Origin of the sequence: Actinomadura sp. NPDC048021 (genome assembly GCF_040653135.1) — a bacterium.
In the GTDB taxonomy this organism is placed as follows: Bacteria; Actinomycetota; Actinomycetes; order Streptosporangiales; family Streptosporangiaceae; genus Spirillospora; species Spirillospora verrucosospora.
Genome location: NZ_JBEZJQ010000003.1, coordinates 10291 through 23117, shown reverse-complemented (window position 1 = coordinate 23117; position 12827 = coordinate 10291). Strand labels below are relative to the sequence as shown.

The 12827-nt window shown below is 66.3% G+C and carries 9 protein-coding genes; 3 read left to right on the top strand and 6 right to left on the bottom strand.

Annotated elements, in window-relative coordinates; all coding sequences use genetic code 11:
• Positions 1–12: 12 nt before the first annotated feature.
• The 3 genes from pglX to AB0C87_RS06015 all read right to left on the bottom strand — a co-directional run bounded on the left by pglX (position 13) and on the right by AB0C87_RS06015 (position 4491).
• The gene (pglX, locus tag AB0C87_RS06025; protein WP_360576689.1) at positions 13–3606 is read right to left on the bottom strand and encodes a BREX-2 system adenine-specific DNA-methyltransferase PglX; all 3594 of its coding nucleotides are present in this window, start codon (positions 3604–3606) and stop codon (positions 13–15) included.
• Positions 3607–3698: 92 nt separating this feature from the next.
• Positions 3699–3908, bottom strand: coding sequence for a hypothetical protein (locus AB0C87_RS06020; RefSeq protein WP_360576688.1), 210 nt, complete (start codon positions 3906–3908; stop codon positions 3699–3701).
• 346 nt (positions 3909–4254) lie between these two features.
• Complete coding sequence (locus tag AB0C87_RS06015; protein WP_360576687.1) at positions 4255–4491, bottom strand: hypothetical protein; 237 nt, start codon at positions 4489–4491, stop codon at positions 4255–4257.
• Between the two features lie 98 nt (positions 4492–4589).
• On the opposite strand from AB0C87_RS06015, the gene AB0C87_RS06010 reads away from it, so the two are divergent.
• From AB0C87_RS06010 to AB0C87_RS06000, 3 genes are all read left to right on the top strand, one after another.
• Positions 4590–5396 carry a helix-turn-helix transcriptional regulator gene (locus AB0C87_RS06010; protein WP_360576686.1) on the top strand — a complete coding sequence of 269 codons (807 nt, stop codon included), beginning with the start codon at positions 4590–4592 and terminating at the stop codon, positions 5394–5396.
• Positions 5396–5593 carry a DUF397 domain-containing protein gene (locus AB0C87_RS06005; RefSeq protein WP_360576685.1) on the top strand — a complete coding sequence of 66 codons (198 nt, stop codon included), beginning with the start codon at positions 5396–5398 and terminating at the stop codon, positions 5591–5593. The genes AB0C87_RS06010 and AB0C87_RS06005 overlap by 1 nt, the downstream gene beginning before the upstream one ends.
• A 469-nt stretch (positions 5594–6062) precedes the next feature.
• Positions 6063–6635, top strand: a complete 573-nt coding sequence (locus tag AB0C87_RS06000; protein WP_360576684.1) for a hypothetical protein — start codon at positions 6063–6065, stop codon at positions 6633–6635.
• A gap of 273 nt (positions 6636–6908) precedes the next feature.
• Here AB0C87_RS06000 and AB0C87_RS05995 read toward each other — a convergent pair whose 3' ends face one another.
• The 3 genes from AB0C87_RS05995 to pglW all read right to left on the bottom strand — a co-directional run bounded on the left by AB0C87_RS05995 (position 6909) and on the right by pglW (position 12673).
• Complete coding sequence (locus tag AB0C87_RS05995) at positions 6909–7385, bottom strand: DUF6082 family protein (RefSeq protein WP_360576683.1); 477 nt, start codon at positions 7383–7385, stop codon at positions 6909–6911.
• 12 nt (positions 7386–7397) lie between these two features.
• The gene (locus AB0C87_RS05990; protein ID WP_360576682.1) at positions 7398–7994 is read right to left on the bottom strand and encodes a DUF6879 family protein; all 597 of its coding nucleotides are present in this window, start codon (positions 7992–7994) and stop codon (positions 7398–7400) included.
• 98 nt (positions 7995–8092) lie between these two features.
• On the bottom strand, positions 8093–12673 hold the full coding sequence (pglW, locus tag AB0C87_RS05985; RefSeq protein WP_360576681.1) for a BREX system serine/threonine kinase PglW: 4581 nt from the start codon (positions 12671–12673) through the stop codon (positions 8093–8095).
• Between the last annotated feature and the right edge of the window lie 154 nt (positions 12674–12827).

The window sequence follows — 12827 nt, the reverse complement described above, 5'->3', positions numbered from 1 at the left end:
TCCGCCGTCCCGTCACTTCTTGGTCTTGCGTCCCCGCGTCGAGGGTGCCGGACGCCAGGTCCGCACTTCCTCGTCGGTTAGACCATGCTCACCCTGGATCTGCTTCCGGTAGCCGTCGAAGAACGCGGCGGGGGAACCGCCGTACAGCGGATGGAGCTCATCGTGCCACTGGTTCAGCCATGGCTGGAGCTCCAGCAGGCCCGCGAGGAACGGCACGATCTCCTCCCGCGTCAGGGAGTGACCGGTGAAGTAGGTCGCGAGCGCCTGCGCCTGCTCCCGGTGGTCCCACCCGCCCCAGCCGAAGAGCTGCGGCTGGGCGCCGAGCGCCGTGGGATAGGAGATGAACCGCTCCTTCGGCACGTCGAGCTTGCCGCGCGCCCGCCAATACGACGGCTTGAGGAAATCGGCCGAGGTGTACTTGGGCGGGGTGGGGATGGTGTCCCGGATCTTCCGCTTGGCGATCTCGTCAGGCGCGGCGTCCTCCTGCCGCTGAAGGTCCCAGACGTGCTCCCAGTCGGCCCGCTTCCTGAGCCCGGACGGCTTGTAGCGGAGCGGGGCGAGGAAGGGGACGTGCTCGTCGGCCATGAGGTCGGCGACGACCTTGGAAAGTTCCTCCCGAGGACGGTAGATGCCCACCACGGACACGAAATCCTCGTCCTGGGAGAGGACGCTGATCAGCCGCGAGAGCGAGACCAGGACCGGCATGTCGTTCGCGTCGAACCAGTGCTCCCGCTTCTCGATCCGGTCGAGCAGCCAGGACCGCAGCGCCTTCTCCTGAAGCGCGTCCCACCCCTCGGTGGCCCACCGCCGCTTGTACTCGGGGCGCTCGATCATCCCAATGGCACGGGACGTTTCGATCGCGTCGATCCGCTTCTGCACGACCCGCCTGTAGGACTCCGGCCAGTGCGACGGGATCTCGGTGATCGGCGTGGACCTGTGCCGCCTGAACCACTCGTCGGACGCCTCGCCCTTGGCAACTCGACGGGCGAGCACGATCTCGAAGGCCCGCTCACCGAGGGAGAGTTCAGGGACGTCCTCCTCAGGAGCGCGAAGGTCCTCCGGGTGGAGGTCGTAGATCGAGTAGACCTGCCAGTCCAGCTCCTCTTGGAGAGAGATCATCTGCGCACGGATGGACTCCCAACTCTTCCTTGCCTCTTGCAAGGCTGAGGTAGTTGGAGAGGAGGAGACCGTGATGGCAGATGGTGTGACCGACGAGAGCGTCTGCGCGAGGCCATCTAGCGCCGCGGAAAGAGAAGTTGGATATTCACTTGGGAGAGGGAATTGTTCCACTCTTGTCCCACTGAACTGATAGAAGCGCTCCCAGGCGTATCGCCCGGTAGAACGTTCACCTCCTCGATTCCCTTTATCGTGACACACCAATTTCAGCCAGAGACATGCAGTTGAACTATTAAGCAGGCCCGTGAGCTGCCGGTAATCACTCTCACGCGCCTTTTCATGCAGTTTGATTGCGGGTGCCGTCTGCTTAAAGGCGTACCCATTTTGATCAAAGGTAAAATGATTTCCAGTGCTGACCTCTGCAAATGATATCGAATTCTTATCCTCGAGCTTCTGGTAATAGTTTTCCAGGTGAACATACCAGGGATGGCGCTCAGTAATTTTTTTGCCGAAGAGGGTGCGGCGCGCAAGTAGTGTACGCGCCCCCCACAAGAATTTACTTACAAGCGGATCATTTTCCGACAAGGGGTCTCGGTTGGAATCGTCCGTGTAAGGGTTTGCAATCTTTGCGGTGTCGCCGATTGTGTAGTCGCGAACAACTTCACCAACAACTAGGCTGCGAAATCTTGACGGGAATCCAAGGCGGCGTGCGGTTGCAAAATCTGGCACAAGGAAAGCGTCATCTGCTCCGCTATTTGTCGTCCGACCGATGCTTGCGGAGATGCTCCCAATGGTCTTCGTGCTTTTATTCTCTATGTGCTCGATCATTTCCAGACCGCCATCAGTCAGAATCCATGGTTGTTTGGCGAAGTAGCGCTCCCGATCAAGATCTTCACAAGACACCCACGGGCTTGTGGAACCTGGGTTATCGATCTGATTAGTGATTGCAGCCCAGACCAGGCCGACCTCGCCATCACCTGGTTCGGCAGGCTCTCCTTGAATACCACGAACTGTCCGTACTGTGCTTGATCGATTAGATATCGAGCGTCGCGTGCCCACGATAATAACTGTTGGAGTCCCGTGGCCGGGAATATAGGCTCCAGAGGAGTCGATAACCTCAGACAGTTCAACTCTCTGGGAGAAGAAGTCCTCAATTAGCTTAATTCCAAACTCTCGCTTTAGAAAAGAATTTGATGTAATTTGACCAACGATGCCGTATCGCTTTCCGTCTGACGTGCCCCGTTTGACCAACTCAAAAAAGCGTTGAACAAAGGGGACGGAGAGAGCGTATGTTCCTGCACAGGCGTCATATAGTTCCCGGTATACGTTGTTGAGATTCTTGTCTTTGACGGTAATGTATGGAGGGTTGCCAACGACGGCATGATAGCGACCAGGTTCGAGTATTGATGAAAACTCGTGAATATCTTCGGTTGCATAAGAGAACTCGGCAAGCGGGTCGCCGGTCTGCTTATCAAAAAGAGAGAATTCGAGCTGGCGAGTTTTGATTAGAGAGTCGCCGATGGCCAAATGCATGGGCCATTCATGCTTGGCAGCTTCGGCCAAAGAACGGATGTTGGCGGCGGCCATCGCGGCTACCAATAGGCGAAAGCGAGCGATAGCGATGGCGAACGGATTGATATCCACGCCGTGCACGGAGTTGAGAGCTGCGTGGACGCGCTCTGAGAGGTCGCGTCCCGGCTGACGGTCGTTCCACAGGCGGACTAGGCGGCGGAAGGCGCCCAAGACGAAGTGTCCCGAGCCGCAGGTGGGGTCGATCATCTTGAATTCTTCGTAGCCGAATTCACGGATCGCACGGTCCATAGTGCGATCGAGGATGAACTCCTCGACGAACTCGGGCGTCTGGAGGAGTGCGTACCGTTCTCGTGCTGCCTCAGAGAGGTCCTGGTACAGGTCGCCGAGGAAGCGGGTGTCCCAACCCTTGGTGCCATCGTGGCTCAGGGGGTCGGTGAAGTCGTGGACGAGGGTGCCCTCCTCGTCACGGGCCTTCCAGAAGTTGATGAGGGCGCCTGCGGCGTCGTGGCTGATCGGGATCTGGTACAGCGGGTTGTGCGCCGGGTCGAATAGCAGCTTGCCGGCCTGGCCCTTGCCGAGTTCCGCGAAGGCACGCTCCAACCAGCCACGGTAAGTCGGGTCGTCGTCCGCCTCGACGTACGCCTCGTAGCGGACGCGGGCAAGATCGTGACGGTCGGCCTCCGGAGCGGCCAGGTAGGGCTCGGGGATTAGGCGGTTGTCCTCGCAGAAGCGGACGAAGACCGTACCGAGCACCCAGGCCACTGCAACCTGGGTGATGCGCTCGTCTCGCCAGGAGTTCCACGTGGCCGCTGTCCGGCCGAGCTTGAAGGCTTGGTCGTACTCAGCTCGAAGACGGACCTTGGTCTCGGGAAGCTCCTCGACCTGGTGCGACAAGTCCTTCTCAAGCGCCTGAACTTGCTTCTTCAGGTCGATCAGCAGGGCCTTGCGGTCGATCACGTTGGCCGTCCGATCAGCTGTGAACTCCGGGGGTTACCAGAGCACAGGGTAGTGGCGGCCAGCACCAGAACCGGGTGATAGCAGTGAGGACGTTAGTCCTGAAGAGGCCAGGTGGTGTCGTCAACCTGCTCCAGCTTGGTCCACAGTTCCTCGACCTTGCGGCGGGAGGTGTGCTGGATCTCCTCGACGGTGCCCTTGAAGAAGCGGCTGTTGAGGGTCCCGCGGATCGCCTCTTCCACGAGGCCGCCGCAGAGATCGAGCGGGACCGAGCGGGACCAGCGGGTCACCGGCTTGTCGCCCACGATCCCTCTCCCGGTCTCTGCGCGGTCCTCGTGACCTGCGCGAATAAGGCGTTCGGCGTGGCGGCCTCCAGCAAGCGGTCGCCTTGCGGGGCCGGGCCGTAGGCCCACCAGCGGTGGGTGTGGAGCCCCCACCAGCAGCGGACACCAGGGAAGCACTCTTCGATGTGGGCGGTGGTGGTCTGGCGCGTCTGCTCGGACGGGGACTGGGGCGGGCGGTGGAGCGGCGCGGACGGTGTGCCCGAGGGGTGACTCACCGGCCGCGGCGCTCTCACCTCCCCCCATGGGACCGCGTTGGGGGACGCGGTCCCCTCCGGTGGCCGGCCCGCGTTGTGTTGCGGCCGTTCCATCACCGGAGCCCCCTGCGCGCGGCGGCCCGTTCGGCTTCGCTGCGCAAGGCGGCGCGGAGCTCTTCGGGGGTCGAGCAGATCACCGTGGGGTCGATCCCGGCGGCGGGGTCGTGAAGGCTGGCCACCCAGTCGCCCAGCCGCCCGTCCCAGCGAACCGCCCGCCAGATCCGGTGTCCCGTGAAGTCACGGCGCAACTGGGCGAGGTCACGGTCTTCAGAGGAGGTCTGAGTGTCCATTTTCGACCCTTCGGGTTGCTCGTTCGTGAGACGAGCATCCACGCTCCGAGTTACTTTGGGAAGGTTCGTACAGCAGATACAACAACGAGGAGTCACTGATGAGAGTCAGAGAGTCACTCAACCCCGAAGGGTCACTCTGGGATCTCATAGCTGTTCAGCTGCGTAGACACCGAGAAGAGCGGAAGATGTCCGGTAGTGCCCTGGGGTTACTACTTGATCTTGATCGATCGAGTGTTTCGCGGCTTGAGTCTGGCCAGGTAAGACTTCTGGAGAAGCACGCACGGGTTCTGGACCGAGAGTGGGACACGGCAGGTCTCTTCCGGGTCCTGGTGCTCTTCGCCAAGGCGGGTCACGACCCGGAGTGGTTCAAGGCGCACTTCGAGATGGAGGTTCGTTCCTCTGAGCTGCGCATCTGGGAACTCGCTTGGATTCCTGGGCTCTTCCAAACCGAGGCGTACGCGCGGGAAGCCGTGATCGGAGGTGGGTTCCGGGACGTTGACGCACGTGTGGCGGTCAGGATGAATCGTCAGGAGAGCCTGCTCCAGGATCCCCTACCGAATCTCTGGGTCATGCTTGATGAGGGAGTCATCAGGCAACCTGTCGGTGGGCCAGAGGTCATGCGCGGCCAACTCGCCCGGCTCCTGGAGCTGGGAGCGCAACCGAATATCTCCGTGCGGATCGTCCCTCGGCGGGTGGGCGCCCACGTGGGGCGGGACGGCTCCTTCAAGATCATGACTGTGGACGGCAGTGACTCGGTGTACGTCGAAGCGAGCTTCGGCGGGCGGCTTGTCGTGGATGTTACGGATGTACGCTCGTACCGAGCGAACTTTGACCGCATCAGTGATCGGGCACTTCCGGTGGACGCATCCGCCGAGTTGATCCAGCAAGTGATGGAAGGGTTCTGATGACTCCCGTCTGGCGTAAGTCCAGCCACAGCGGAAGCGACGCCGGAACGAGTGACTGCGTGGAGATCGCGCAGCTCCCCGGAGAGATCGGCGTGCGCGACTCCAAGGCCCCCGAGGCCCCTCACCTGGTGTTGGGCGCCGCCGACTGGCATGCGTTCGCCCGGCGTGTGAAGCGCGGCAAGCACGACCTGCCCTGACTCGTACCTCCGGTGTTGCGAGCCCTCGACCTGGTGCGGGTCGGGGGCTCGTCGCTCGGTAGGCGGCCGGGGTCAGGCCGCGCGGCGCAGGTTCACTCAGGAGTCAAGCGGCTTGGTCCATTCACCAAGTGCTTCTTGGCAGGGGATGGCCGTGGCGGCGAGGGGGTCGCGGAACGGGCGCCCTGCGGCCTACCGAGGCTCCCTCGCGATCGGTCGTAGGGGGAGATCATCGGCCGTCTGGGGCCTTGACGCGTTCACCCTCGGCCGCGCGGATTGCCGCACGCCCCTGGCCCTGCGCCGGCACCTGACCGGCGGCAGACCAAGTCGTCCTTGGAAATCGCGCGGGGCGGGACTGGACACATGGCGTGCCCTCTCTTTGTGCGAGCGTGATGAGGAGCCGCGGCGATGGCCGGATCATGGCGTGGATTCAGCGTGCACGGTTGTTCAGCCATGTGTAGCGTCGGGGCTCATGCAACTGAGCGTTGTGGTGCCTTTGCTGGTCACGGTGTTCGTGGCGGCCACCGGTTACGCGGCGACCTACCTGACGAATCTCCGTCTGGCGCGCCGCAAGGATCGTCTGGACCGGGTCAACCGCCAGCTCAGTGAGCTCTACGGTCCGCTGTATGCGCAAGCCGAGGCGGTGGACCGGGCCTGGCGCAAGTTCGTCGCCGGGGGTGGGAACGTGTGGGCTGCATCGGCTCTGGTTACCGCGGAGCAAGCCGCCACCTGGCGTTTGTGGATGTCAACGGTCTTCATGCCACTCAACCGGCGCATGGTAGAAACGATCGTTTCCCGTGCCGACCTATTGCGTGAGGAGACCATTCCCGAGCCCCTCAAGGAGTTGTGCGCGCATGTGGCCTGCTATGAGCCGATCATCGCCCGATGGCAGGACGACGGGTTCGACTCTGTCCAGTTCGCTGATCATGTCTCGATCGCTGGAAACTTTCCACGTACAGAGTTGGACGCCTACCTCCGGGACTCTTTCGAGTCGCTGAAGCGCGAACAGGCACGGTTGCTCGCTCAGATGCAACGCCTACGCTGATCCCGGCGGCATCCTCTCGCGTATCCCCGGCTCCAGGCGGCCCCGGGCGGTGCGCGCGTACTCGCAAAATTCCGCGCCGCCCTGCTGTCGGTTCGGAGGTCCCGGCGCACGGGAGCGTCTCCCACCTTGCCTGTCCGTCCGCCCTACGGCGTGAGGGTGTCGGTGTACGCCGCGTCGACCTCGGCCGTGAAGGTGTCCTCGGCACCGTCGCCGTCGTGATTGAGATGCGGAACGGGCAGCTTCGGGACCAGAAGGCGCGCATGTCCGGGCTCGTCATGAGGAAGCGCAGGGCGTTGCGGAGTTCGGGGAGTTCGATCGTGCGGGTCTCGTAGGCGACCTTCGGAGGTTGAGGATCAGGTTGCAGTAGTGGTCCTTGCGGGTCGTCTGCTCCCCGGGCGCAGGGGCGGCCAGCTCACTGTCCTCGATGGCCATCTTGATTAGATCGCTGTGCAGCTCGCGCAGCGCGAGTTCGCTGCCGCGTGCCTGCTCCTCGTGAGCGATCCTCAGCTCTTCACGCTGGTTCCGCAGTTCGCGACCCTCCATCAAGAGCGCGGCGGTGATGCCAAGGAACGCGGCGCCGGAGAAGAAGACCGCGACCGGGCTGATCGCCTGCCCGCTGTCCGACCAGTGCGCCAGCTCGTCCTGCCGGAGTAGCAGGAGAACCGGGACGAGGACGCAGAGGACCACGACGACGTGCCCCGCGATGATCGCGAGACTTATGGGCGGGGCCCGCCTTATGCGGCCTGTCATGGCACCGCCGAATCAGGTGCGGGATGTGTCAGAAATGCCTTTCAGGGGCTGTACCCGCTCGCCGCGGGCGCGCAGGTCGGTGGCGATGTTCGCCAGGGCGTGCAGCGTCTTCGGATGACGGGTGAGCCAGCCGCCCGACTGGTGACCGACGGGGCCGGGCACGTAGTCGTGGATGAGGGCGGTGTGGGAGTCGAACAGCAGGAAGTCGAAGTAGCCCTCCACGGGAGACGGCGGCACGAGGAACTCGATGTGCTCGCCCAGCGGGCCGCGCACCTCATAGTTGATCAACTCGTAGTGCAGGTAGTCGGTCAGTGGATAGGAGAGCAGCCGTACCCGGGTGAACTCCAGGTTCCGCGCCCTCACGTCGTCACGAAGAGGCTGGTCTCCCATCGCCTCCTCCTCCAGCAGGCGGCGGGCCAGCTCGGTGTCGCCCGGCTGGAACGCCTCCTGCGACCGGACGCCGTCGGCCTCGCGGTAGGACTGTCGGCACTCCAGCTTGAGGAAGCGCCGCTCGGTGCGTGCCCAGGCCGCACCGAAGGACTCCAGGAAGCCCTCAAGGGTGAGACGCTCGCTGCCGTCCAACGCCCACGCGGGCGGTTGATGCATCATTCGAAGGACGTCTCAGTGTGCGAGTTGCGGACGTCCGTCCAGGGCCCTTGATCTGTTGCGGGTCGGGGGCTCGTCGCTCGGCGGGCGGGCCGCGTGGGTCAGGCCGCGCGGTGCAGGTTGGTGACCCAGGAGTCGGGAAGTTTAATCCATTCGCCGAGTGCATCTTGATAGGGGACGGCGGTAGTGGCAAGGCGGGGTTCGCGGAACGGGTCGGCCTGCGGGCACAGCAGCCACAGGCCGCGTCCGCCCCTGCGGGCCGTCGCCGACAGTGAGGTGAGGACACCCATGGCCTGGTAGCGGGCGAACACCGTGGTGTCGGTCAGCAGCAGCGGGCCGGCGCCCGGCGCCATTAGCTCGCGGATCACCGGCTCCACGCGGCCCCACGCGGTGCGCGTGTACTCCTCGAACTTCCGCGCCGCCTTGCTGCCAGGTTTGGCGACGTCGGCGCGCAGGATCGTCTCCCACGTCGGCTTGGTGTCGGGCGGGACTAGTTCGTGCAGGACGCGCAGGAACAGGGTCGTCACCGACAGCGGCTCGGCGCCGAACCGGGCGCCCGACAGCTCCGCCACCGCCTGCTCGGTCAGGCCCGATCGGACGGTCAGCAACCGGAAACCGTCGCGGTGCACCGACGACTCCAGCCGCTCCTCCGCCTCGGCGGCGGCGGCCATCAGCGGATCGCCGGCGTACCGCGTCGCGCCGCCCTTGCGGGTGCTGCGGCGGCCGGCCCGCGTGGTGATGTAGCTGGAGACGATGTCCAGCTTGGCGGGCAGGTACCGCAGGGTGCGGGTGTCCTTGCGTTCGGACAGGGTGAGGTCGAAACCGGCCTCGCGCAGGGCGCCGGTCAGCGCGCCGCCGGTGGGCAGCCGGTCGCCAGTGTCGTCAAAGCGTGGGAACCGGGTCAGCACCCGCTCGTGGACCTCCTCGGCGGTCAGGCCGGGTTGGTTTTCCTCCGGGACGCCGGGGATCAGCCGGACCAGGCCCGCCTGGGTGAGCCGTAGCGCCCGAACCAGGGGCAGGTCGCGCGGGTAGATCTCCAGTCGGGGGGTGACGGCGGCGTTCTTCGCTGCGGCGACCGCGAGCTCGACCGTGCGGCGCTCGTCCCAGTCGATCGTGCCGGGTGGCGGGCCGATCGCGCCGAGCTCGTCGAGGACTGTCGCGGCCGTCGGCAGCGTGTCCAACTGCGCGAGCCGGTCGGCAACCCTCCCGAGACGTACGGCGTAGTCGTGCAGACCGGGCGCGGAGGGGGTGTCGGGTCCGTCGTCCTCGCCGACCTCCAATGCCAGCAGACCGCCGCCCGCTGCGTCGCCGCCGTCGTCGCGGTTCGGGGTGTGGCGGAAGGCGCTCTCCTCCGGGACGTACTGCTCGGCCTCCACCACGGCGCGGACCGCGGCGAGCCCCATCGCGCGCCGCAGCTCAGGATGCCGGAACGCGGTGCCGCGGCGGACGGTGAGCACCTCGGCGATCTCCGCCGCGGACGCGACCCGGCCGAACTCGGCCAGCAGCTCCAAGATCTCCTCGCGCAGCTCCTTCACCGCCGCCAGCCGCCGCCAGCGCTTGCGCTGCTCCTTCAGCACCTGCGGGACGCGACCCCGGGAGATGCCCAGCGGGTCGGCCACCTTCGCCTGCGTCGGCCACACCGGAACGTCGGGCAGCGCGCCGGTCTCGTCTGGCAGCCGCAGCAGCAGCCGCACGATCTCGACCTCGTTGCGGTTGGAACCGTCCGGCTTGAGCTTCGGCACCAGAAGGGTCGCCAGCGCGTCGAGGCTGGCGGCGCGCAGCACGCGCCCCGCGAGCGTCCCGGCCTCCTCACTCGTCGCCGCGGAATCGACCAGCGAAGCCTCGGCCTCGCTGAGATCCTTCAGCTCCCCCGCCGCGACTTTGCGCCCCTCGGGCGTCAGCGGGGAGCGCAGCGCCCGGCCGAGGCGTTCGGCCCACTCCCGCTGCCGCCCCTGGATCTCCGTGCGGGTCTTAGGCCCCAGGCCGGGGCCGTTGACGAGGTTGCGGCGGCTGTACTCCAGCAGCTCGCCCACGGTCGTGACATCGAGGCCGTACAGGAAGGACAGGGCGGCAGGCGTGAGACCGGCTGCCGACAGGTGCGTCTCGCGGGTGGCCTGCGCAGCGGCCCGGTCGCGCTGCTGCTGCGCCGTCTCCGGCTCAGCGTTCGCGATGCCGCCCTCCCCAGCCCCGCCGCCGGCGACGGAGGCAGGGTGACGGCTCCCCGGGCCGGTAGACGGGGCCGCTTCGGCCAGATCGAGGAAGATTTTCTTCCAGGCGTCCCGCATCGGCTTGAGCTCGGGGAACCGCTGGTCGGCGTCCCGGTTCAGGGCCCTGCGAAAGAACACGACCAGGGCATCGCGGATCGCCGGGTCGAACGCGTCGGCCGCGATGGTCGGGTAGGGCCACTCCTGCGGGTCGAGCTGCCGCGGCGACACCTTGCCATCGCCCCACTTGGGCAGCTCACCCGACGCCATCTGATGCAAGGTGACGGCGACCGCGTACCGCTCGGCGTGCGCGTCGTACACCGAACGGGTCAGGCCGCCGATGAACGGGTCCAGGAAGCCGTCGGTGCCCGCGTCGGTCTCCTGCACGGGGTAGCCAGCCAGCGAGAAGTCGATCAGGACGAGTTCGCGGGTGCGGTTGGGGCGGATCCGGATCGCGATGTTGTCGGGCTTGATGTCGCGGTGCCAGACGCCCTCGCCCTCCAGGAAGTCGACCGCGCCGAACAGGTAGTCGCCGTAGGCCTCCAGCTGGTCGATCTGGAGGCGTCCGCGTTCGCGCAGCTCGCGGGCAACGGTCTCATGACGGTGCCGGGTCGTGCTCGTGCCGGGCTGGTCGTCGGTGAAGCGTTCGTCGCCGACGTACTCCAAGGCCAGCACGGTGCGCCCGCCGATGACCAGCGGCTCGGGCTCGACCAGGCGGATCACCCGGGAGTCGGCGCGCAGCCGCCGCATGACCTCCGCCTCGCGGACCAGGACCGCGGCGCGCGCATCCGACAGGGCGACCTTGAGCACGGCCGGCCTCCGGCCGTTGCCCGCCCGATCGGCTCGCAGGTCGCGTACCAGGAAGGCGCGGCTCGTCGAGCCGGTTCCCAGCCGCCGCCGCACCTCCCAGCGGCCCGCCAGCACATCGCCGGGGGCGGCCTCCAGCGGGTCCTTCTCCTCCTGCTCCGGAGCGGGCGCCGGGCCGGGATCGGTTGCAGCCGGGGCGGTCAGCGCGTCCTCGACGCACTCCAGCATCTCGAGGAACTCATCGACCGTCGCGAGCCGCCGCTCCGGCTGGAAGGCGGTGGCCGCCTGAACCAGCTCGTCGACGTCCGCCGACAGGCCGTCGACGACCGCACTCGGGCGCAGCCCCCCGCCCTCCTCCAGCCGCACCAGCACCTCGGTCTGCGACGTGCCGGGAGGCTTGCCGGTCGCCAGCAGGTACGTCAGGACGCCGAGCCCGTAGACGTCGAGGGCGACCGGGTCGGGATCGACCGCCGTGAGTTCCGGCGCAAGATAGGCGTCGGAACCGTCCGAAAGATGGATCGCCGATAGACGGGTCGGCGCAAAGCGGGTCGCGCCCGCCGAACCGGCCCGCTGGGTCGCGATCTGCCAGTCGGAGATCTGCAGCGACGGCGACAGCCAGCGGGCGTCCCCGTCGGCGGACGGGTCAGCGCTGCGGCGGCGCGGGCGAGGAACCACATGGATTGAGCGCGCGGCCAGAGCACGGTGATGAATACGGCTGGAGTGCGCGGAGCGGACGGTCTCGGCGAGCTGCCGGACCAGGGCCATACGGTCGAGAATGCCAAGCTTGTCGCCGTAACGAAGGAGGTAATCGTCGAGCCGCAGGGTGTCGGGGTCGTAGTCGAACACCAGGGCGGGGCCGGCGGAGTGGCCGGACGGGTCGTACTGCTTCAGCTGGACCACGCCCGGATGACGGAACCGCTGCAGAACGGCGGCCTCACGCCGAGCGGCGCTCTCCACCGACCGGCGTATGGAGGCGTCGGCGCCGCGCTCACTCAGATAGATCCGGACCCGCGCCGGCTCATGCAGCTCACTGTGCCGGGCCAGGTGGTCGGCCCAGGTCGGGCCCGTATCGAACGCCTTGCGCTCCAGCAGGTACGGGCCCACCTTGAACTCCGCCTCGCTGCGGCGAATGCCGACCCGGTCCAGCGCGGCCTTGATCGCCCGGGAACGGGGGCCGGTGATCCGCCGTCGCTCGTCATTCGGGGGACGGCGGAGCATCTGCAGGAGTTCATCGATGGTGTGCGCACTGTGCTGCTCACCCACCGGCAGCCGGACCCGCAGCGAGGAGTCGGTGAAGCACACACCGGCACCGACCCACACGCGTTCGCCCTTCTGGGCCAGCAGCCCGGCGAGCTCCTTGGCCTTCTGGTTGACCAGGTGCAGCGGGTTGCCGTGCGGGACGCGGCGCCCCGTAGGCGTTGTCTGCACCCAGGTACCGTTCTCGGTGGCCAGCCGGCCATGCCAGTCCTTCAGCTCGATCATGTGGACGCCACCGGGGGTGACGACCAGCAGGTCCACCTCCCGGATGTGGCCGGTATTGGCGGTGAACGTGAAGTTCGACCATGCGCGCCAAGGATCGGCGTCCGGCAGCTGCTCCCGAATCGCCTCCAGGCCGCGCCGCTCATGCTCGAACTGGGACTCCGTGACCGTCGTCCACCGACCTTCGAGCATCCCCAACCTCGCTCATCGACGCCCACTTCACCGGCCGCCCACCCGGCCGCCTGTGCTCAGATGCTATAGCCGGGCCCGGACACCGAGGAGGCGGTGTACAGAGGTGGAAGGAAGTCGCGGACCGTGGTGTCGGCCGGTAGTCGGCCTCGGGGTT